A 21,595-nucleotide genomic window follows, 5' to 3' on the forward strand; every position below is an offset into this window, starting at 1 on the left:
CGGCGCGCCTCGGCCTGGCTTCTTGTGTCCGAAAATATCCTCGGGGGGGAGCGTCCCGGCCCGGCCGGGGCGCGTGGGGGGCAGACAGCCCCCCTCCACCAGTTCCGCCCGCACTTCCCTCAGGGCAGGGGCGCGCGCCTCAGGCGTCAGACAGTCGGCGGTGGGGGAAAAGCTGCTGCACGGCGCCGGCCGTGAGCAGGTAGAGGCTCGAGACCACCAGCCCCACCTTCGCCCAGCTCTGCGGGTCGAACGCCACCCAGGCCGCCCAGGCGGCGCAGACGATCCAGACCAGCGCCATCGGCAGCGACACGGCCCGCCAGCGCCGGGTGCGGACCGGGTGGATGAAGCGGATGTTGGTGAACATCGTCGGCGCAAGCACGATTATCGCTACCAGTACAACCCATGGCGGCGGATGGATCGCGAAGACCACGAGGACGAACATGTTCCAGCAGCCGGGAAACCCGGAGAAGGATTTGTCGTCGGTTTTCATCCGCGTGTCGGCGAAATAGAGCGCCGAGGTAAACGTGATGGCAATCAGCGCCGCCCAGCCGGTCCAGCCCGGCATCAGCCCGGAGGCAAAGAGCGCGAAGGCGGGGATGAAGACATAGGTCAGGTAGTCGATGATCAGGTCGAGCAACGCACCGTCCACCTGCGGCGCGTGGGACAGAACGTCGTACTTTCGCGCCAGCGGCCCGTCGATGCCATCCACCGCAAAGGCCACGACCAACCACAGGAACATCATCGGCCAGTCGTAGCTGACAGCCGCGAGCAAGGCGAGCATCGCCAGCACCGCGCCCGTGGCGGTCAGAAGATGGACGGAATAGGCGCGGTGTTCTGGTTTCATGCGTCCTTCTGGGCGGCACGGATTGGTCGCCCACTCTACTTCATTCTCGCCGGGATGGAATGGCTCCGACTCGGATTTTCCAGGCCGCTTAGGCCCGCGGGTGCGCGTTGCGGTATATTTCCATAAGCCGGGCCGTGTCGACCGCCGTGTAGGCCTGCGTGGTCGAAAGAGAGGCGTGGCCGAGCAGTTCCTGAATCGCGCGCAGGTCGCCGCCGGCCCCGAGCAGGTGCGTGGCAAAGCTGTGCCGCAGGGCGTGCGGCGTGGCGGAGGCGGGCAGGCCGAGTTGCAGCCGGGTGCGTTCCATTGCCCGGGCGATCATGCGCGGGTTGAGCGGCCCGCCGCGCTGGCCGCGGAACACGGCCTCGCCGGGCGGGAGGTCGAACGGGCAGAGCGCGACGTAGTGAGCCACGGCCTTTCGCGCGGCGTCCAGCACCGGAACCATCCGCTCCTTGCCGCCCTTGCCGCGGATGCGCAGCGAGTCCCCGAGCGGGAGGACATCGCCGGTAAGACCAAGCGCTTCGGAGATCCGCAGACCACAGCCGTAGAGCAGGGTAACGACCGCGACATCCCGCGCGGCGATCCAGGGCTCCTGCGATTGAAGTTCCACCGTGTCGATGACCGACTTCGCCGCGTCGACGGCCAGCGGACGAGGCAGCTTGCGACGGTACTTCGGCGCCCGGGCGGCGAGGATTGCGGTGGCGTCGAAGCCGTCGCGTTCCGCCATCCATCCGGCGAATCCCTTGACGGAGGAGAGCGCCCGGGCCAGCGAGCGCGCGGCCACGCCACGCCCCCGCTCGTGCGCCATCCAGGCACGCATGTCCGAGATGGTGAGCCGGGCAAGCGGCGCCGGACCCAGGCTTTCCCCGTGGTGCTCCGTCAGGAAGGTGAGGAAGCCCTGCACGTCCCGCCGGTAGGCGATCACCGTGGCCGCGGCCGCCCCGTCGACCGCTCTCAGGTGATCGGTCCAGCGGGTGAGCGCGTCCGCGAGCGCGGGCGAGATCAGGGTCAGCCCAGCCACCGGCGCATCTGCCGTTCAAAGATTCCGGCGAAGAAGCTCAGAAGGTCGGTCGCCTGGTTGGGGCGGAACTGGTGCGGGTCCTCGGCGCCGAGCGCGAGCATCCCGCGCTGCCGGCCTTCACCGAAGTTCAGCAGGATGAGCGCCTCGGAGTTGATCCATTGCGTCGCCTCGCCGTAGAGCCGGTCGGAGTTCGGCCGGAGCTGGCGCAGGGTGACGGGCCGGATCGGCGCGCCTTCGCGCCCCTGGGTCACGTAGTCGTTGATGTAACCCGGCTCCACCACGCTCAGAACGTCGCCAAGCCGGCCGAGCGCCGCGTCGCCTTCCTTACCGGACGGCGATTCGAGAACCAGCCGGATGCATTCGACTCGCAGGATCGCCGCCACCTCGCTGCCCAGCCCCTTCAGGAAGCCTTCGAAGGTGATCGGGTCCAGCATCGCCAGGATCGCCCGGTGGATCTGGTTGGTGCCGGCCAGATTGTCGTAGGCCGCCGCGATCACCGAGCGGTGCGTGTCCTCCAGCCGGTCGAGCCGGCTTTCCAGCCGTTCCATCGCGATGCCGCGCAGGTCGATGATGTTGGTGCCGAGCGCCTTCTCGTTGGCGGCAATGAGCGCATGCATGATGTCGCGGTCGTCCAGAATGACATCCGGCTCGGACAGAATTTTCTCGCGCATCTCATCCAGATCGACCGCCACTTCGTTCATGCCCGTTCCGTTCACGTCTACGACACGCCTAAACTCTACACGCGCCTTGGTTTTCGTCCGACAGTTTTTTGCACGTCCTCGGGCGGGGTGGTCCAGCGCCATGCCGGATTTGGTCAACGATGTGTTTCCGGTCGCGGCCCCCTCGCCACAGTTGAACCCCGCCGCACCCGAATTAATTCGCGGGCAGGTCACATTGTCGACCCGCTCCAACCGATAGGTCGGGGCCAGTTGTTTAATGAGTTGAGCGTTATCCCCCAAGGGTCCCGGCCGGCCGCCAGTTGGCTCCGGCGTCGACCGGGTCCCTTGGAAATTTCGCTGTCAGAGGATTGTCTGCCCCGTGCTGGCCCAGTCCTTCAGGAAGCCCTCGAGCCCCTTGTCCGTCAGGGCGTGGTGGACCATCGCCTTGATGACGCCCGGCGGGGCGGTCGCGACGTCCGCGCCGATCAGGGCTGCCTCCTTCATGTGGTTGACCGACCGAATCGACGCCGCGAGGATCTGCGTCTCGAAAGCGTAGTTGTCGTAGATCGTCCGGATTTCCGCGATCAGGTCCATTCCGTTCAGGCTCAGGTCATCGAGCCGGCCGAGGAACGGCGAGATGAACGTCGCCCCGGCCTTGGCCGCCAGGAGCGCCTGGGTGGGCGAGAAGCAGAGCGTGACGTTGACCATACGTCCCTCGTCCGTCAGCGTCTTGCAGGCCTTCAAACCGGCCCACGTCAGGGGCACCTTAACAGCGATGTTGTCGGCGATCTTCGCCAGTTCCCGTCCCTCGGCGATCATGCCGTCGGCGTCGAGGGCGACGGTCTCGGCGGAGACCGGGCCATCCACCATGTCGCAGATCTCCTTCGTGACCTCCTTGATGTTGCGCCCCGATTTCATGATGAGCGAGGGGTTCGTGGTGACGCCGTCGACCATGCCGAGGTCGTTCAGTTCGGCAATGGCGTCCACATCTGCCGTGTCGATGAAGAATTTCATGGTGTCCTCCTCTGAAAGCTGCGGATTCCGCAGATTACGTGTTACCGCAATCGGCGGCTTTGCGGGAGTCCTGTGGGTGGCGGCATGAACGGGCAAGCCTGCGGGGCAGCCTTGCCCTGCGTCGCCGATCTGCGATACCGAACGGACGCCCTTGCACGCGATCTGCGGACCCGGCGGCGCGCGCGCCGCCGGAGACGGAGGCCGGGGCCCGGAAGAAAGGCACTATGGAACCAAGTCGCGAATTCGCCCCCGGCGACACGGTCGCCGTTCTGACCACCCAGCCTCTGGACAGGCTCCTGGACTACACCGCGCCGGAGACGGGCTGTGCCACTGGGAGCTTCGTCGAGGTGCCGCTCGGTCCCCGGCGGGTGCTGGGCGTGGTCTGGGGGCCGGGGCAGGGCGACTTCGACCGGGCGCGGCTGCGGCCGGTGGAGCGCGTGCTCGACGTGCCGCCGATGCGGGAGGAGATGCAGGTCTTTCTCAGCCGCGTGGCAGAATACACCCTCACCCCCATGCCCGCCGCGCTGCGGCTGGCGACCCGCGCCCCGGGGCTGAGCGACCCGCCCTCCATGCGCACGATCTACCGCCGGGGCACGGAGCAGCCCGACCGGATGACTGACGCCCGCCGCCGCGTGCTGGAGGTGTTGGAGGAGTATGGCGGGCTGGCCTTCACCATGATGGAACTGTCGGCCCAGGCCGGGGTGAGCAACTCGGTCGTCAAGGGGCTGGTCAAGCAGGGCGTCATCGCGGAAGAGGCCGCCCCGCGCGACCTGCCGTTCCCGCACCTCGATCCGGCCCTGCCGGGCCACGCCCTCAGCGACGCCCAGGCGGAGGCGGCGGCGACCTTGCGGCAGGCTGTTGCCGGGGGCGCCTATGGCACGACGCTGCTGAAGGGGGTGACGGGCTCCGGCAAGACGGAGGTCTATCTGGAAGCGGTGGCCGAATGCCTTGAACGCGGCCGTCAGGCCCTCGTCCTGCTGCCGGAGATCGCGCTCACCGGCGAGTTCCTTGCTCGGGTGGAAGCCCGCTTCGGCGCCCGCCCGGCGGAGTGGCATTCCGGCGTCACCCTGACGGAGCGGCGGCGCACCTGGAGGATGGTCGCCACGGGTGGCGCGCAGCTTGTCGTCGGTGCGCGCTCTGCGCTCTTCCTGCCGTTCCGGGAACTGGGGCTGATCGTCGTCGACGAGGAACACGACACCTCCTACAAGCAGGACGACGGCGTCCTCTACAACGCCCGGGACATGGCGGTCCTGCGGGCCTCCATCTGCTCGGCGCAGGTCGTGCTCGCCTCCGCCACGCCCTCGCTCGAAAGCTGGGCCAATGCGGAGGCCGGGAAATACGCCCGGCTGGAACTCGGCTCCCGCTTCGGCGCGGCTGAACTGCCGGACATGCAGGCGATCGACATGCGGCCGGACAAGCTGCCGGCCGGGCGCTGGATCTCGCCTCGGCTGGCCACGGCAATCACGCAACGGATCGAGCGCGGCGAACAGGCGCTGCTGTTTCTGAACCGGCGCGGGTATGCCCCGGTCACGCTCTGCCGCGCTTGCGGGCACCAGATCGGCTGCGACCAGTGCGACGCCCGCATGGTGGAGCACCGGTTCCAGAAGCGCCTCGTCTGCCACCAGTGCGGCGAGACCAAGCCGATGCCGGAGGCCTGCCCGTCCTGCGGGGTGGAGGGCCGTCTGGCACCGGTCGGCCCGGGCGTGGAGCGGCTGGCGGAGGAGGTCGTGGGCCTCTTCCCCGATGCGCGCCTCGCGGTGCTGTCCTCGGACCTCTTCGGCTCCGCGCGGGCGTTGAAAGCCCGCATCGAGGAGATCGCTGCGGGCGGGGCCGACATCGTCATCGGCACCCAGCTTGTCGCCAAGGGACACAACTTCCCGCTGCTGACGCTTGTCGGGGTAATCGACGCGGATCTCGGCCTGCAGGGATCGGACCTGCGCGCCGCCGAACGCACGTTCCAGCTCGTCCGGCAGGTGGCAGGCCGCGCCGGCCGCACGGCGGACCGGCATGGGGTGGCGATGCTGCAAACGTATCAGCCGGACCACCCGGTGATCCGCGCGATCCTGTCCGGCGACGAGGAGGGATTCTGGACGGCCGAAGCCGACGAGCGCCGTGCCGCCGGAGTGCCTCCCTATGGCCGCATGGCCGGCATCGTCCTGTCCTCGCCGGACGTGGCGCAGGTGTTCGACCTCGGCGCGGAGATGGCCCGGCGGGACGAGCCGCTCCGCCAGATCGGGGCGCAACTGTTCGGGCCGGCGCCTGCGCCCATCGCCCGCATCCGCGGCCGTCACCGGGTGCGCTTGCTGGTCAAGGCGCGTAAGGACGCGCCCTTGCAGGCGGCCCTAACCCGCTGGCTCGCCCAGTTCAAACTGCCTGCGAACCTGCGCCTCGCGGTCGATATCGACCCCCAAAGCTTCTGGTAGCCAGCCGCGGCCCCGTCTTGTGTCGGAAAACATCCTCGGGGGGAGCGCGGCCCGATGGCCGCGCCGGGGGGCAGACAGCCCCCCGTCCGCCCGCGTTGCCGGCGCCTCCGCTCAGGCCGTGACCGTCGACGCGCCTTTCTGGTCCACCAGGTAATCCGTCGCCACCGCGCCGACCCACATACAGGTCAGCGCCACCCAGGCCGTGCCGACGAAGATGGACGTGCCGGTGACGCCCGCGCCGATGGCGCAGCCTCCTGCCAGCATCCCGCCGAAGCCCATCGCCGCCGCGCCGATCATCGAGCGCTGCATGTTGCCCGCCCCTTCAAACCCCTGCGCCTTCAACTCGCCCGAGACGGCAGCCGCCAGGAACGCGCCGAGGAAGACGCCGGGCACCAGGCCGATGTCGAATTCGAGCACCGTGTCGGGCACCAGGAAGAACATCAGCGTGTTGGCCGAGGGTCCGGTGAAAGTCGCGCTCTCGATCTGTATTGGCTCAAACGCCACCTGGGAGAGCGCGTACGTGAGTACCCAGCCGACCGCCACGGCGAAGCCGACGCCCGAGGCCATGAAGAGCTTGGCCACGCCCAGATTGTTGCGCATGGACAGGTGGATTGCCAGTGCTGCCAGCACGAGGCCGAGACCCAGCCCGGCGGCGGCGGGCAGGTGCGCCGCGGCCAGCACGTCGACGTTTCGCCCGCCCTCGGTGATCCAGAGCGAGGACAGCCCGTCGCGGATCGGCGACAGCCATCCATGCAGCGACATCTGCGCGACCACGGCGAAGACGAGCCCCGAGACCAGCGACCGCAGGTTGCCCGTGGCCGCCAGCACCAGCAGCCGCCCCGAGCAGCCGCGCGCCAGCACCATGCCCATCCCGAACAGCAGCCCGCCGATGATCGCGCCGGACCAGGTGCCCGGCACCGCCATCATCCGCGCGTCCTCCGCCCGCATCAGCCCCAGCATCTGCGCCGCCTGCACCCAGACCATAGCGGTGGAGAAGGTAAGCAGCCAGATCGACATGCGCGGACCCAGCACGCCGCGCGCGAATTCCACGGTCGCAGCCCGCAGGCAGAAATTCGAGCGCTGGGCGGCGACACCGAACAGCATGCCGGTGATCAGCCCGAACAGGGCCGCCGTCGGCTCTTCGCCGATTCGCTCGACGATCGAGAGGATGTCCATCAATGTTCCTCGTGCGTGTTCTATTCAGATATTTGCATGATATGTGCCGTAGCGGAAACCGCTCCGCCTTGATCTGGATCAGCAGACCGTCCCGCGCCCCACCTGTGAGCACATGCACGCTCAAGCCCCTTCCCAAGTGCCTGCCTTGGAGCTAATGGCCGATCATGCGTACTCTTCCGCTCTCCGAAGCTCGGGTTCAGCCGGTCTGGCGCCGCCCCGTCGTGCTCCTGTTCGTAATGGCCGCGGCCATGCCGATCTCCTTCGCCACGTGGTCGGCGCTGCTGAACAACTTCGTCATCGAAGTCGCGAACTTCGACGGCTCCGACATCGGCTGGCTCCACACGGTGCGGGAGATCCCGGGCTTTCTGGCCATCGGTGTCATTCTTCTGATCCGGTTCATGCGGGAACAGGTTTTGGGGCTGGTCTCGCTGATACTGCTGGGCGTGGCGACCGCGCTGACGGCGTGGTTTCCGAATTTGGCTGGCATCCTGACCATCACCATGCTCAGTTCGATCGGCTTTCACTACTACGAGACCGTCAATCAGTCGCTCCAGCTCCAGTGGCTGGACAAGGCGCGGGCGCCTAGGGTGCTGGGCTGGTTGCTGGCCACCGGGTCGGCGGCGACGCTCGTCGCCTACGGGCTGATCGTCGTGACATGGCGCGCCTACGATCTCCAGTTCAACACGGTCTACATGACGGCGGGCCTCGTGACGGCGACGGTCGCCGTTCTGTGCCTCGCGTTCTTCCCGCAGTTCGAATCGCCCACACCGCAGGTGAAGACCTTCGTTTTGCGCCGTCGTTACTGGCTCTACTACGCGCTGCAATTCATGGCCGGCGCCCGGCGGCAGATCTTTGTCGTGTTCGCGGGGTTCATGATGGTGGAGCGTTTCGGGTTCGACGTGCACCAGGTGACCGGCCTCTTCATGTTCACGCTGGTGGCGAACATGGCGATCGCGCCGCTGATCGGTTCGGCCGTGTCCCGATTTGGTGAAAGGCGCGCGCTGATTTTCGAATACGCCGGTCTCGCGCTGATCTTTGCCGCTTATGGCGGGATCTACCTGTTTGGCTGGGGCGTGGTGCTGGCAGCGGGGCTTTACGTGCTCGATCACATCTTTTTCGGTCTGGCGCTGGCGCTCAAAACCTACTTCCAGAAGATCGGCGATCCGGCGGACATGGCGCCCACGGCTGCCGTCGCTTTCACGATCAATCACATCGCCGCGGTCTTCCTGCCCGCCTCGCTGGGGTATCTCTGGCTGGTCGCGCCCCAGGCCGTCTTCGTGCTGGCCGCCGGCATGGCTTGCGTTTCCCTGGGCTTGGCCCTGCTGATCCCGCGCCATCCGAGCCCCGGCAACGAAACCGTCTTCGCCCGCCTTCGCCCGGCCTCCGCGCCGGCGGAGTGAGCGCCCAACTGGACCGAAGCGCGGCTCGCCCCCATATCTGTCGAAACCGGCAGAAGGAGACGCTGCATGTTCCTGTTCAAGCGCGACAAGATGGAAATGGTTCGCCCCGAAGACGCTTTGCCCGGCCGCCCCGACCCCATTCCGACGGCCACCACCCACTTTGTTTTCGACCGTCCCCTGACGGCGGAGGTGCCCGACGGGCTCGAGGTGGCGATCTTCGGCATGGGGTGCTTCTGGGGTGTCGAGCGTCTGTTCTGGAAGCTCGATGGGGTTTGGCTCACGATGGCGGGTTACGCCGGCGGCACCACGCCCAACCCGACCTACGAGGAGACCTGCACTGCCAAGACCGGCCATACGGAGGCGGTTCGCGTGGTCTTCGACCCGGAGGTGATCTCCTACGATGCGCTCCTGCGTGTGTTCTGGGAGGGCCATGACCCGACGCAGGGGATGCGGCAGGGCAACGACCTCGGAACCCAGTACCGCTCCGCGATCTATACCACCACACCGGAGCAGCACGCCGCCGCCCTCGCCAGCCGGGACGCCTACCAGGCCGCCCTGTCGGCCGCCGGACGCGGCGCGATCACGACGGAGATCGCCGACGCGGGGGCGTTCTACTTCGCTGAGGACTATCATCAACAGTACCTTGCGAAAAATCCTGCGGGATATTGCGGAATCGGTGGAACCGGGGTCACCTGCCCCGTGGGTACGGGCATCGCGCCCGGGGAGTGAGTGCAGGGAGCGTTGGCGGGGCATCGCATCCACATATTCGGGGCCAGCGGGGCCGGAACTTCCACGCTCGGGCGGGCGCTGGCAACGGTCTTGGCATCCCAGCATTTCGATGTGGACGATTTCTACTGGCGCCCCACCGACCCGCCGTTTCGTGCCAAACGCTCGATCCCGGAACGCCGTGCCCTGATGGAGGCCGTGTTCCTGCCCCGGCGGGACTGGGTTCTTTCCGGCTCGGTGGATAGCTGGAGCGAGGGCATCGACGACCGTTTCACCCTGGCGATCTTCCTCGATCTGGACATCGAGACCCGCCTCGCCCGCCTGCGCGCGCGCGAGGCGTTGCGCCTGAAAGGGGCCTCGCGGGACGCTGCGGAGGAAATGGCGGCCTTCCTCGAATGGGCGGCCGCCTATGACGACGGCCTGCTTCCGGGGCGGAACCGTGCGCGGCACGAGACCTGGGCCAGCGAACTGGCCTGCCCCGTACTGCGGCTGAATTCCGCCCCGCCGGTCGAGGTGCTGGTGGGGCGTGTCCTGGCGTCTCTTGACGCCGGTCGCCAGCTGGCCTAGCCGCCGGGATGGCCGCTGCGGTCAGGCAAGTGCCCCGCCTGCCCCCCGCCGCCCCTGCATCCGTTACCCGTCCGCCGGAGGATCCCGCCATGCCGACCTATACCGCCCTGACCACGCTCGCCGGAAAGGAGCCGGCCGAGACGCTCGGCGCGGCCATGGAGCGGCTGGAGCCGGAACCCACGGGCATCGGCGTCTTCGAGATGGAGGACGGATCGGGCCTGTGGGAGGTCGGCGGCTATTTCCTGGAACCGCCGGACGAGACCGCGCTGGCGCTGCTGGCCGCGGCATATGGCGCAAGCGACTTCGCCATTTCCGAGCTGCCCGAGGTCGACTGGGTCGCCAAGGTCAAGCGCGAACTCGCGCCAGTGCGGGCGGGGCGGTTCTTCGTCTACGGCAGTCACGATGCCGACACGGTTCCCGAAGGGTGCGAACCGCTGCTGATCGAGGCCGCCATGGCCTTTGGCACCGGTCACCACGGCACCACGCAGGGGTGTCTGCGCGCGCTGGATCGTCTGGTGACGGCCGGCGAAACGCCCCTGCCAGTGGCCGACATCGGTTGCGGCACCGCGGTGCTGGCCATGGCCGCCGCCCGCGTCTGGCCCGGCACCATGATTGCCTCGGACATCGACCCCGTCGCGGTGGACGTGGCCCGGGCCAATGCGGACGCCAACGGACTGGCCGACCGGCTGCTATGCGTTGAGGCCACAGGCTTCGGGCACCCGGACATCAACGCAGCAGGACCGTTCGGCCTCATCTTCGCCAATATCCTCAAGGCACCGCTGATTGCGCTGGCCTCGGACCTGTCGAACGCCCTGAAGCATGGCGGTTACGCGATTCTCAGCGGCCTGCTGAACGATCAGGCCGACGAGGTGGTGGCGACCTATGCCGCACACGGGCTGATTGTCCATGAACGGGAAGAAATCGGCGATTGGTCGACGCTCTGTTTGCGTAAAAACTTATAGATTATACCGAATTAAGCCATATTCGGCCCCTATCCTGAAGGCTGTCGTAGTATCCAGCAAAGGGATTTGGACGCTGTCATGAGCGATTCCCATTTTAAAGAGTTTTTTGGACGTCTCGAGCGTATCGACAAGATTCACCGCAGCGGCGGCGGTTTCGAAGCCGATGGAACCCTCGGGCAATCTCACTACACCCGCGAGCGCGCGCGCCGCGCCCGACGCGCTGGGCTGCGGCCGGCCCTCCTGGTTGTCCTGTTCATGGTGGTTCTCAAGGGGTTCTTGCTCGCCTCGCAAGGCGAGGAGGTCTATCGCGCGAAGCTGTCGGCCCTCAGATCTGGATCCGTGATCGAAATGGCCGGTGCCTATGTCATGGCACAGGACCCGATCAGCAATGTCATTGCCGTATGGGTCAAGCCGCTGGTCGACTGACACCCGCGTACTGCCCGCCGACGCTTCTGAACCTGACGTTCCCTGGCAGACAGGGCGCGCCGTTTCGTCTTCCGGTGCGTCGAAAATGGGCATCTCCCACAGAGACGATCATCGGCCGCGACGAATGGCGTTGGCCGATGTTCGCTTTTCGTGCTAACCGGAGGAAAAGCCGGAAAACGGACACAGGCAGAAAGGCAAAACCATGCGAGTCATCGGCATCGATCCGGGCCTTCGCACCCTGGGCTGGGGCGTGATCGAGGTCGCGGGGTCGCGGCTTTCCCATGTGGCGAACGGGCTGTGCTGCTCTTCCGGAACGGACCTGGGCGCGCGCCTGCTCTCCCTGCATGACCAACTGACCGACATTGTCTCCCGCTTCGCCCCGACGGCGGCGGCGGTGGAGCAGACCTTCGTCAACCGCGACGGGGCTGGCACGCTGAAGCTTGGGCAGGCCCGCGGAATTGCCATGCTGGTGCCGGCGCAGGCAGGACTGCCGATCGGGGAATACGCCCCCAACGCTGTGAAAAAGGCCATTGTTGGTGTGGGCCATGCCGACAAGATGCAGATCGCGCACATGATGGGCGTGCATTTCCCCGGGGTCGAACTGGCCGGTCCCGACGCCGCCGACGCGCTTGCCATCGCCGTCTGCCACGCCCACCACCTGCAATCGGCCGGCCGCCTGCAGGCCGCCATCGCGAGGGCGTCATGATCGGGCGGCTCGCCGGGCGGATCGACTATCGCGGTCCCGACCATGTTCTGCTGGTCGTGAGCGGGGTCGGCTACATCGTGCATGTGTCCGACCGAACGCTCATGTCGCTGCCCGCCACGGGTGAATTCGCCGCGCTCTACACGGACCTCGTGGTACGCGAGGATCTGCTCCAGCTCTTCGGTTTCCCCACCTTGCAGGAGAAGGAGTGGCACCGGCTGCTCACCTCCGTCCAGGGGATCGGCGCGAAGGCCAGCATGGCAATTCTCGGCGCGCTGGGGCCGGACGGAACCAGCCGCGCCATCGCGTTGGGCGACTGGACGGCCATCCGCGCCGCCCCCGGCGTCGGCCCGAAGCTCGCACAACGCGTCGTCAACGAGCTGAAGGACAAGGCGCCGGCGGTCATGGCGATGGCCGGCGCGCTGGCGGACGTTGTGGAACCGGATGCGCCCGGCTCCGACACCCGCCCAGCTCGGCAGCCACGCCCGACCCCGGCGGCCGCGCCGGCCGCGCAGTCCGAAGCGCTTTCCGCGCTGATCAACCTGGGCTACCAGCAGGGAGAAGCCGCTGCCGCCGTGGCCGAAGCCCGCGCCGAGGACCCGGAGGCCGAGACCGCCGCGCTGATCCGTTCGGCTCTCAGAAAGCTCGCGCCGAAAGGATGACCATGGGCCTTCTTGTTGGTGAAACTACCCTCGGGGGGGCGCCGCAAGGCGCGGGGGGCAGACGGCCCCCCTCCACCAGGGACACACGCGCCTCCGGAGCCCACCCATGACAGACCCCGACCCCATCTTGCGTGCCGACGCGCAGCCCGAGGACGGCGGTGAAGACCGCGCGCTCCGGCCGCAAACGCTGCATGACTTCATCGGCGAGGCCGAAGCACGCGCCAATCTGGCCGTCTTCGTGGAAAGCGCGCGCCGACGGGGCGAGGCGATGGACCACACGCTGTTCCATGGCCCCCCAGGCCTGGGGAAAACGACGCTCGCCCAGATCGTCGCGCGGGAACTGGGGGTCAATTTCCGCATGACCTCCGGCCCGGTGCTCGCCCGGCCGGGTGATCTTGCCGCGATTCTGACCAACCTCGAGGCGCGCGACGTGCTCTTCATCGACGAGATCCACCGCCTGAATCCGGTGGTGGAGGAGGTGCTGTATCCGGCGCTGGAGGATTTCGAGCTGGATCTGGTGATCGGCGAAGGGCCGGCGGCGCGGACGGTGCGGATCGAGTTGCAGCCCTTCACCCTCGTGGGCGCGACCACCCGGCTCGGCCTCCTGACGACGCCCCTGCGCGACCGCTTCGGCATCCCGACACGCCTGCAGTTCTATACCGTCGACGAGCTACATGAGATTGTCAGCCGCAATGCGCGCCTGCTGGGCCTGCCGGCGGAGCCGGAGGGTACCCGCGAAATTGCCGCGCGCTCCCGCGGCACACCGCGCATCGCCGGGCGGCTGTTGCGCCGCGTGGTCGATTTTGCGCTGGTGGAGGGCGACGGCCGGCTGACGCGCGCACTGGCCGACAGCGCCTTGACACGGTTGGGGGTGGACAGGCTGGGGCTGGACGCAGCCGACCGGCGCTACCTGCGGCTGATCGCGGAGAACTATGGCGGCGGTCCGGTGGGCGTGGAGACGATGTCGGCCGCGCTCAGCGAAAGCCGGGACGCATTGGAGGAAGTGATCGAGCCGTTCTTACTGCAACAGGGCCTGATCCAGCGCACGCCGCGCGGGCGGATGCTGGCGCACAAGGCGTGGGCGCATCTTGGCCTGCCGGTGCCGCAAAGCCCGGGGCAGGGGACGCTGTTCGGTTGACTGCGCCTGCGGCAGGCGGGGAGGGGGCATTCTGCCCCCGCGCCTCGCGGCGCTCCCCCTGAGGGTATTTGCGCCAACAAGAAGCACTGGTGCGTTCTGCTGGCGTGGGGATCTTGCGGATGCGGGGCGATCCGCATAGCCCGCAGGCGGGACCATGGGGAGGCTGGCCGATGCCGCATTTGCACACGCTTCGCGTCTATTACGAAGACACCGATATGGCGGGGATCGTCTATTACGCGAACTACCTGAAATTCATCGAACGGGGCCGGTCGGAATGGGTGCGCGCGATCGGCGTGGATCAGGCGGCGCTGAAGGAGGAGTGGGGGATCGTTTTCGTCGTGCGGCGGGTCGAGGCGGACTTCCTGTCTCCGGCGAAAATGGACGATGTGCTGACCGTCGAGACGGTGCTGGCGCAGAGCCGCGGGGCGAGTTTCGTGATGGATCAACGCATTCTGCGGGGAGAGGCGGTGTTGTTCACGGCGCGTGTCGTGGTCGCGACGATGTCGACCGGGGGCAGGCCGGTGCGGTTGCCGGCGGACCTGCGGTCGCGGATGGCCGGCTGAGGCGGCGGATATCCGCGCACGATTCGACCCGGTGGGCAGCGCGTGGGGCAATCGAACCGGCGGTGCGCCTTCGTGTTGGCCTTTCCCGATCAATGGGGATAAATTGCGGCCCAAACCCTGACGCCGACAGAGCGGCGCGCAACACGAGCAGGCAGTATGGATCCCTCGACCCTCCCCCTCGGCACGGAGATGGATTTTTCCATGTGGGCGCTCTTCGCCCGTGCCACCTTTACGGTGAAATTGGTGATGCTGATGCTGATCCTGGCATCCTTCTGGGGCTGGGCGATCATCATTCAGAAGCACATTAGCTATCGGCTTGCACGGCGCCAGGCGCATGCGTTCGATTCGAGATTCTGGTCGGGCGAGCCGCTCGATGAGCTTTTCGACGAGGTCGGGCAGGACCCGAGCAGCCCGTCGGAGCGGATTTTTTCGGCGGGAATGATCGAGTGGCGCCGGTCGCACAGGGAGGACGGCGGGCTGATTGCCGGCGCGCATGCGCGGATTGACCGGTCCATGGATGTGGCCATCGCCAAGGAGGCGGAGGATCTGAACCGTGGTCTTGGCTTTCTGGCCACGACGGGGTCCACCGCGCCGTTTGTCGGCCTGTTCGGAACGGTCTGGGGGATCAAGAACGCCTTCGAGGAGATCGCGATCGCGCAGAACACGAACCTCGCGGTTGTCGCGCCGGGCATTTCGGAAGCGCTGGTGGCCACCGCGCTCGGCTTGCTCGCGGCTATCCCGGCGGTGATCTTCTACAACAAGCTCAGTTCGGACAGCGATCACATTGTCGGCGGCTACGAGAGCTTTGCCGACGAGTTTTCGACGATCCTGTCCCGCCAACTGGATTCCTGAGCCATGGGGGCCGGGGTTATCAAAGGGCAGGGTGGGGGCGGAACGCGGCGGCGGCAGCGGTCGCGGCGGCACCCGCGGGCCATGTCGGAGATCAACGTCACGCCCTTTGTCGACGTGATGCTGGTGCTGCTCATCATCTTCATGGTGGCTGCGCCGATGCTGACGGTTGGCGTGCCTGTGGAATTGCCGAAGACCGCCGCGCAGGCCTTGCCGCACGAACAGGAAGAGCCGCTCGTGGTCACGTTGACCGCCGATGGCGAGGTGTCGATCATGTCGACCGCCGTGGCGGAGTCGGAACTGGTCAGCCGACTGCGGGCAGTGGCGGCGGAGCGTTCGGACGACAAGGTGTTTCTGCGCGCTGACGGGGCGATCCCCTATGAACGGGTCGTGACCGTCATGGGGGCGCTGAACGCGGGCGGGTTTTCCAACATCGGCCTGGTGACCGAGACCGGCGGGCCGACGCTCGATGGCGGGGATGGCTGAGACGGCCTACATGAATACCGGGGTAAAGATCTCCGGGGCCGCGCACGCCGCGCTGATCGTCTGGATGGCCGTCGGCGGGCTGTTTTCCTTTGGCCGCCCCGACCGGATGGAATTTTCCGAGGTGACGCTGGTCACTGGCGAGGAGTTCGCGGCGATGATCGCCGCGGGCAGCGCAGCGCCGCCGGATGTGCCGAACTCTCCGGCGGTACCCGACGTGCCGCAGCCTGCGGAGGTTGCCCCCGAAGCGCCTGCGCCGGAAACGCAGAGCGAACCGGCGGAGGCGCCCGTTCCGGCGGAGGCCGCACCGGAGACGTCAGAACCCGCGCCCGAGTTCGATGACACGTTCGAGGTGCCCCAAGCGGAGGTTGCCGAGGAGGCGCCGCCCACGCCCACGCCGCCCGACGTTTCGGACGGGGCGGCGATGGTGCTGGCGCCCGATGCCGCGCCTGCGCCGCGCGCCGCGCCGCGTATTGCGCCGGAGCCTGCCGCCGCGCCGGAGCCGGATGCCGCAATCGCCGACGAGGTGCAGGAAGCGCGCCGCTCCGACGAGACAGCTGCCAGCGAGGCGCCAGCAGACCCGCAGGAGGCGACCGCGCCGGAGGAGGCGACGACGCGCATCGTGCCGGATGCGGTGGAGGACGCGGGCGGCACGCAGGTGGCTTTGGCGCCGGCCGAAACGCCGCGCCCGGCCAGCCGTCCGAAGCGACCCGCCCCGACGCCCGCATCCCAGCCGGCGCAGACGCCCACGCGCGAGGCTCCGGCCCCCGCCGAGCCCGAGGTCGAAGATCCCATTGCCGCTGCTGTAGCCGAAGCGGTGGCGGAAGAGTCGTCGCCCACCGGAAATGGCGCGGGCGAGGCGCAGGCCGGCAATGGCACTGCGCGCACCGGCCCGCCGATGACAGCCGGGGAGAAGGATGCGCTCCGGATCGGCGTCCAGCGGTGCTGGAACATCGGGTCGCTCAGTTCCGAGGCGCAACGCGTCACCGTCACCGTCTTCGTCCGCATGACGCCGGATGCCCGGCCCGACGTGTCCTCGATCCAGATGATCGACTTCGACGGCGGCCCGGAGGCGGCTGCGAACCGCGCATACGAGGCCGCGCGCCGGGCGATCATCCGCTGCGGCAGCGACGGATACGACCTGCCACCGGAGAAATTCGGCCAGTGGCAGGAAATCGAGATGGTTTTCAACCCAGAGAATATGAGGATACGCTGATGCTCCGGACCTATGGCTTCTCCCTGCGTCCCCCGCTCCCCGGTCGTCAGCTCCGAACGAAAGGGTTCAGACAGATGGTCTTTCGCAGTCTTGCCGTTGCCCTGGCCATGGTGCCGGTGGCCTTCTTTCAGCCAGTTCCTGCGGCCGCGCAGAACGGACCGCTTCGGATTGAAATCACCGAAGGCGTGATCGAGCCGCTGCCCTTCGCGCTCCTGGCGTTCCTGCCGGAGAACGAGGCCGCGACGCAGATCGCCGCCGACATCTCCCGCGTGATCGCGGCTGACCTTGAGGGCACGGGCCTGTTCCGGCAGATCCCGGCGGCGGCACATATCAGTGGCGTCACGAGCTTCGAGGCGCCGGTCGCCTTCGCGGACTGGAAGGCGATCAACGCGCAGGCGCTCATAACCGGCGCCGTCTCGGTGGACGGAAGCGGGCGAGCGACAGTGAAGTTCCGCCTCTACGATGTGTTTTCCGGCAAGGAGATGGGTGAGGGGCTGCGCCTGGGCGGGTCCACCACGTCCTGGCGGCGGCTGGCGCACAAGGTGGCCGACCAGGTCTATTCCCGGATCACGGGCGAGGGTGGGTATTTCGACAGCCGTGTCGTTTTCGTCGCCGAGAGCGGGCCGAAGAACGCGCGGGAGAAACGTCTGGCGGTGATGGATTACGACGGCGCCAACGTGCAGTACCTGACCGACAGCTCGTCCATCGTCTTGGCGCCGCGTTTTTCGCCCACCGGAGACCGGGTGCTCTACACGTCCTACGCCACGGGCTACCCGGAGATCTACGTGATGCGGGTGGGTGACGTGCGTCAGCAACCGCTGGCGGACGGCGCGGGCACCATGACCTTCGCGCCCCGGTTCGGCCCGGACGGGCAAACGGTGGTCTATTCCCGCTCCGTCGGCGGCAACACCGACATCTTCGTCAAGCGGATCGGGGGGCAGGCGATCCAGCTCACCAATACGCCGTCCATCGAGACGGCGCCGAGCTATTCCCCCGACGGCTCCCAGATCGTGTTCGAAAGCGACCGTTCGGGTACCCAGCAGCTCTATATCATGGCGGCGACGGGCGGCGAGGCGCGGCGGATCTCCTTCGGGCCGGGGCGCTACGGCACGCCGGTCTGGTCGCCGCGCGGCGATCTGATCGCCTTCACCAAGCAGAACCAGGGCCGTTTCCATATCGGCGTGATGCGCACCGATGGTTCCGAGGAGCGGCTTCTGACGGCCTCGTTCCTCGATGAGAGCCCCACCTGGGCGCCCAACGGTCGTGTGCTCATGTTTACCCGCGAGAGTGCGGGCGCGGGCGGGCAGCCGGCGCTCTACACGGTGGATATCTCCGGCCGCAACCTGCGGAAGGTGCCGACACCCGGCGCGGCCTCGGACCCTGCATGGTCGCCGCTCCTGCCGTGACCCAGACGCTACCACCCCTGCTCCAGCGCGACCTCAAGCGGCTGGTCGCCGGCTTCCCGGAATATCCACCCCTGACCACGCGGCTGGAGCAGACGATCCGCATCGGGACGGGGTTCCACCACAGGTGGTACACCAGCCAGCGGGAACACTGGCTGGCCGCGATGACCGCCAAGGAGCGCGAGGTGCGTCAGGCCGGCTTGGATGCCCGCCAGATCACCGCCGGGGACCGTTGGCGCTACGTCAACTGCATGCCGATGATGTTCTGGCTGGCGGAATGTGCGCAGGTCGACCGGACGCTTCTGGATGCGGCGGGCCACATGGCGGCGGTTGCGGCGGCGAGGGTGCGTCATGACTGTCCCCAGCACGGCCGGTCCATGCGCAATGTCCTGCCGTGGAAAACCGTCGAACGGGCCCTGCTCAAGGTGGAACCGGTGGTGGACGAAGACGCCGCGATCGCAGCGGGCGATGCGGCATTCGCCCGATTGGCCGCCCTCGTGCCGGGTTTCAAGCGCTTCCTCTAGGGCACTTTGCTCATTTGAGCCGGCAACGCGTGCGAAAATCCAACAGCCGTGGGCCTGGGGGGCAAACGGGGCGTTTGCAAGCTGCCGAGGGGGTGCTAGGAGAGGCCAGAGGCAATAAACAGCTCATGGAGCAGAGATCATGGCCCATCCGGCGGTAACGGCAATTCTCCTGATCGGTGTGATTGGGCTCGGTGCATGTACGCGGCCCGACAGATTCGGCTCCGGCACGGGGGATTACAGCGCCGGTGGCGTGGGCGCTGGGATGGCCACGGGCACGGCAAGCGACCCGGCCTCTCCGGCTTACTTCCAGGCGTCGGTCGGGGACCGGGTCCTGTTTCTGGTCGACCAGTCCAGCCTGACGCCCGAAGCGCGGTCCACGCTTGACGGGCAGGCGGCATGGTTGTCCACCAACCCCGCCTACAACGCCACCATCGAGGGTCACGCGGACGAACAGGGCACGCGAGAATACAACCTCGCCCTCGGCGCCCGCCGCGCCAACGCGGTGCAGGAATACCTGATTTCGCGCGGGGTGGCCGGGGCGCGGCTCGATACCGTAAGCTACGGCAAGGAACGCCCCATCGAGATCTGCTCCGAGGAAGCCTGCTACGCCAAGAACCGCCGCGCGGTGACGGTCCTGCAGGCGGGGCTTGGAAGCTGAGGAGGCACCCATGCGCCTGACCCTGCTGGCCGCCGCGCTGGTGGCCGCACTACCCATGGCCGGAGTGGCACAGGACCGCACCCAGACGCTTGCCGACATCCGGCAGGAGCTGTCGGTCCTTTACGTCGAGTTACAGACCCTGAAGCGGGAGCTTTCGACGACGGGGCCCGTCGCGACCCCTGCCCCCTCCGCCTCGCTGCTGGACCGGGTGGACGTGATCGAGTCCGAACTGCAGCGCCTGACCGCCAAAGCGGAAGAAATGGAATACCGCATCGACCGGATCGTGACCGACGGGACGAACCGCATCGGCGACCTGGAGTTTCGGCTGTGCGAGCTGGAAGAGGGCTGCGACCTGGGGGCGCTTGGCGACACGCCCACGCTCGGCGGCGGCGCGCTGCCGGAGGCGCCCGCGGTCGCGCTGCCGAAAAACGAAACAAATGGGGCCCAGCTTGCCCTAGGGGAACAGGCTGACTTCGATCGGGCGAAGGAGGCGCTCGATCAGGGCAGCTTTCGCTCCGCCGCAGACCTCTTTGCGGCCTTTGCGGAGGCCTACCCGGCCGGACCGCTGACAGCCGCCGCCCTGTTCCACCAGGGGGGCGCGTTGAGCCAGCTTGGCGAGATCGCCCCGGCAGCGAGGGCGTATCTGAATGCCTTCTCCGCCGATCCCACCGGGCCGGAGGCGCCGCAGTCGCTGCTCCGTCTCGGACAGAGCTTGGGCGAGCTGGGACAGTCCGGCGAGGCTTGCATCACGCTCGAAGAAGTCGGCACGCGCTTCCCTGGCAGCGAGGCCGCGGCGGAGGCACAGACTTCGCGGCTCAACCTGGGATGCCTGTGAGGGCACGCCTGCCCGAATGACCCCTGAACGACGTCTGGAGGAGGCGTTGGCCCGCCTCCTGCCAAGCCCACCGCCGGCTCGGATCGGGGTGGCAGTCTCCGGTGGGGGCGACTCCGCGGCGCTGATGCACCTTGCCTCCGCCTGGGCGACGCGCGCAGGCGTTGCGCTGGAGGTGGCGACCATCGATCACGGGTTGCGCGCCGAGGCGGCGGCCGAGGCGGCACTGGTGGCGTCCGGCGCCGAAACGCTCGGTCTGCCGCACGAAACGCTCCACTGGCGGGGCTGGGATGGTCGTGGCAACCTCCAGGATCAGGCGCGGCGGGCGCGCTACGGATTGCTGACGGCTTGGGCGCAGAGGCGCGGGCTGAGGGCGGTCCTTCTCGGTCACACGCGGAACGACAACGCGGAATGCGTTCTGCTCGGGTTGTCGCGAGGAGCGGGGCTGGACGGTTTGTCGGGGATGCGGCCGGCGTTCCGCCGGAGCGGGGTGCTGTTGGTCCGGCCGCTGCTTTCCGTTCCGCGCGAGGCCCTGCGGGACTGGCTCCTGGCGCGTCATCTGCACTGGATCGACGATCCCTCGAACGAGGACAACAGGTTTGCGCGGGTCCGCGCACGCGAGGCGCTGGATCGCCTGTCGGCGCTTGGCATCACCGCAGAAGCGCTCGCCCGATCTGCGGAGAATCTGCGCCGTACCCGGGAGGGCCTGCAGGAAATCCTGCGCGCTGAGGCGCGCGCGCACTGCTCGACAGAGGCCGGGGACGTGATCGTCGCTCCCGGCGCGCTGGAGGCCATGCCGGAGGAAATCGCCCGCCGTTTGCTGAACGCCGCACTTCGCTGGGTCGCCTGCGCCGACTATCCGCCGCGGGCGCAGAACGTCGCGCTGCTCATGGGCGACGGGGAGGCCCGCCACGCGGGCATGACGCTCCACGGCTGCCTCGTCCGCGAAACGCCGGACGGGCTGCGGATCTCCCGCGAGCCGGAAGCCGCGCGCCGCGCGCCGACCGCCGGGCCCGAGGACCTATGGGACGGCCGCTGGCAGGTAGCTGGCCCGTTCCAGCCAGACATGGTGGTTCGCGACCTCGGCGAGGCGGGTCTGTCGCAGGCGGCGGACTGGCGCGCCTCCGGCCTGCCGCGCGCGACCTGTCTGGCCTCACCCGCCGTCTGGCAGGGCGAAACCCTTCGCGCGGCGCCGCTTCTAGAGCCCAACGGCGACTTCGTGGCGCGCGTCGTCCCGGACTTCTTCGAGGGACTGTGATATGACCGTGACGGGCGGATTCTCGCGGGTGACGGTTATCGCGTTGAACCTCGCGTCCGATTCACTATTTTAGAACGAACCGGCCAGTACA

Annotated in this window: 23 protein-coding genes; 18 read left to right on the forward strand and 5 right to left on the reverse strand. The window is 67.9% G+C overall.

Translation table 11 applies throughout. The annotated features are described in order from the left end of the window. Window positions 1-139 precede the first annotated feature (139 nt). The 4 genes from BM075_RS17280 to fsa form a co-directional block, all read right to left on the reverse strand. Entirely contained in the window at window positions 140-844 is a 705-nt protein-coding gene (locus BM075_RS17280) for a CDP-alcohol phosphatidyltransferase family protein (protein WP_093361955.1), read from the reverse strand. 88 nt (window positions 845-932) lie between these two features. Beyond that, window positions 933-1,847: a tyrosine recombinase XerC gene (locus BM075_RS17285; protein ID WP_093362074.1), complete on the reverse strand. Its 915-nt coding sequence runs from the start codon at window positions 1,845-1,847 to the stop codon at window positions 933-935. A gap of 2 nt (window positions 1,848-1,849) precedes the next feature. Then, window positions 1,850-2,563, reverse strand: coding sequence for a DUF484 family protein (locus tag BM075_RS17290; RefSeq protein ID WP_093361956.1), 714 nt, complete (start codon window positions 2,561-2,563; stop codon window positions 1,850-1,852). A 318-nt stretch (window positions 2,564-2,881) separates the two neighbouring features. After that, window positions 2,882-3,535, reverse strand: coding sequence for a fructose-6-phosphate aldolase (fsa, locus tag BM075_RS17295; RefSeq protein WP_093361957.1), 654 nt, complete (start codon window positions 3,533-3,535; stop codon window positions 2,882-2,884). Window positions 3,536-3,759: 224 nt separating this feature from the next. Here fsa and BM075_RS17300 point away from each other — a divergent pair, with 224 nt between their 5' ends. Next, a complete protein-coding gene (locus BM075_RS17300; RefSeq protein ID WP_093361958.1) occupies window positions 3,760-5,958 on the forward strand; it encodes a primosomal protein N' in 2,199 nt (732 codons plus the stop codon). Between the two features lie 111 nt (window positions 5,959-6,069). On the opposite strand, the gene BM075_RS17305 is transcribed toward BM075_RS17300, so the two are convergent. Further along, a complete protein-coding gene (locus BM075_RS17305) occupies window positions 6,070-7,134 on the reverse strand; it encodes a YeeE/YedE family protein (protein WP_093361959.1) in 1,065 nt (354 codons plus the stop codon). A 164-nt stretch (window positions 7,135-7,298) separates the two neighbouring features. Between BM075_RS17305 and BM075_RS17310 the strand changes: the two genes are divergently transcribed. From BM075_RS17310 to tilS, 17 genes are all read left to right on the forward strand, one after another. Further along, entirely contained in the window at window positions 7,299-8,534 is a 1,236-nt protein-coding gene (locus tag BM075_RS17310) for an MFS transporter (protein ID WP_093361960.1), read from the forward strand. Between the two features lie 66 nt (window positions 8,535-8,600). Continuing rightward, entirely contained in the window at window positions 8,601-9,263 is a 663-nt protein-coding gene (msrA, locus tag BM075_RS17315) for a peptide-methionine (S)-S-oxide reductase MsrA (protein WP_093361961.1), read from the forward strand. Beyond that, window positions 9,264-9,827 (forward strand): P-loop NTPase family protein, encoded by a 564-nt coding sequence (locus tag BM075_RS17320; protein ID WP_218152874.1) that lies wholly within the window; start codon window positions 9,264-9,266, stop codon window positions 9,825-9,827. Window positions 9,828-9,916: 89 nt separating this feature from the next. Continuing rightward, complete coding sequence (locus BM075_RS17325; protein ID WP_093361962.1) at window positions 9,917-10,789, forward strand: 50S ribosomal protein L11 methyltransferase; 873 nt, start codon at window positions 9,917-9,919, stop codon at window positions 10,787-10,789. A 78-nt stretch (window positions 10,790-10,867) separates the two neighbouring features. After that, entirely contained in the window at window positions 10,868-11,215 is a 348-nt protein-coding gene (locus BM075_RS17330) for a hypothetical protein (RefSeq protein ID WP_093361963.1), read from the forward strand. 202 nt (window positions 11,216-11,417) lie between these two features. Next, window positions 11,418-11,921, forward strand: coding sequence for a crossover junction endodeoxyribonuclease RuvC (gene ruvC, locus BM075_RS17335; protein ID WP_093361964.1), 504 nt, complete (start codon window positions 11,418-11,420; stop codon window positions 11,919-11,921). Continuing rightward, window positions 11,918-12,580 (forward strand): Holliday junction branch migration protein RuvA, encoded by a 663-nt coding sequence (gene ruvA / locus BM075_RS17340; RefSeq protein WP_093361965.1) that lies wholly within the window; start codon window positions 11,918-11,920, stop codon window positions 12,578-12,580. Before ruvC ends, ruvA begins: the two co-directional genes overlap by 4 nt. Window positions 12,581-12,686: 106 nt before the next feature. Further along, the gene (gene ruvB, locus BM075_RS17345; protein WP_093361966.1) at window positions 12,687-13,718 is read left to right on the forward strand and encodes a Holliday junction branch migration DNA helicase RuvB; all 1,032 of its coding nucleotides are present in this window, start codon (window positions 12,687-12,689) and stop codon (window positions 13,716-13,718) included. 170 nt (window positions 13,719-13,888) lie between these two features. Continuing rightward, complete coding sequence (gene ybgC / locus BM075_RS17350; protein WP_093361967.1) at window positions 13,889-14,281, forward strand: tol-pal system-associated acyl-CoA thioesterase; 393 nt, start codon at window positions 13,889-13,891, stop codon at window positions 14,279-14,281. 156 nt (window positions 14,282-14,437) lie between these two features. Continuing rightward, window positions 14,438-15,133 carry a protein TolQ gene (gene tolQ / locus BM075_RS17355; protein ID WP_093361968.1) on the forward strand — a complete coding sequence of 232 codons (696 nt, stop codon included), beginning with the start codon at window positions 14,438-14,440 and terminating at the stop codon, window positions 15,131-15,133. Window positions 15,134-15,136: 3 nt separating this feature from the next. Continuing rightward, window positions 15,137-15,616: a protein TolR gene (gene tolR, locus BM075_RS17360; protein ID WP_093361969.1), complete on the forward strand. Its 480-nt coding sequence runs from the start codon at window positions 15,137-15,139 to the stop codon at window positions 15,614-15,616. Continuing rightward, window positions 15,609-16,829 carry an energy transducer TonB gene (locus tag BM075_RS17365; protein WP_245758892.1) on the forward strand — a complete coding sequence of 407 codons (1,221 nt, stop codon included), beginning with the start codon at window positions 15,609-15,611 and terminating at the stop codon, window positions 16,827-16,829. The genes tolR and BM075_RS17365 overlap by 8 nt, the downstream gene beginning before the upstream one ends. A gap of 74 nt (window positions 16,830-16,903) precedes the next feature. After that, window positions 16,904-18,235, forward strand: a complete 1,332-nt coding sequence (tolB, locus tag BM075_RS17370; protein WP_093362077.1) for a Tol-Pal system beta propeller repeat protein TolB — start codon at window positions 16,904-16,906, stop codon at window positions 18,233-18,235. After that, complete coding sequence (locus BM075_RS17375; protein WP_093361970.1) at window positions 18,214-18,756, forward strand: hypothetical protein; 543 nt, start codon at window positions 18,214-18,216, stop codon at window positions 18,754-18,756. Before tolB ends, BM075_RS17375 begins: the two co-directional genes overlap by 22 nt. 139 nt (window positions 18,757-18,895) lie before the next feature. Then, on the forward strand, window positions 18,896-19,414 hold the full coding sequence (gene pal, locus BM075_RS17380) for a peptidoglycan-associated lipoprotein Pal (protein ID WP_093361971.1): 519 nt from the start codon (window positions 18,896-18,898) through the stop codon (window positions 19,412-19,414). A gap of 10 nt (window positions 19,415-19,424) precedes the next feature. Continuing rightward, entirely contained in the window at window positions 19,425-20,249 is an 825-nt protein-coding gene (ybgF, locus tag BM075_RS17385) for a tol-pal system protein YbgF (protein ID WP_093361972.1), read from the forward strand. Between the two features lie 16 nt (window positions 20,250-20,265). Next, window positions 20,266-21,504, forward strand: coding sequence for a tRNA lysidine(34) synthetase TilS (gene tilS, locus BM075_RS17390; RefSeq protein WP_093361973.1), 1,239 nt, complete (start codon window positions 20,266-20,268; stop codon window positions 21,502-21,504). Window positions 21,505-21,595 lie beyond the last annotated feature (91 nt).

It is taken from the genome of Tropicimonas isoalkanivorans, assembly GCF_900112335.1.
GTDB classification, from domain to species: domain Bacteria; phylum Pseudomonadota; class Alphaproteobacteria; order Rhodobacterales; family Rhodobacteraceae; genus Tropicimonas; species Tropicimonas isoalkanivorans.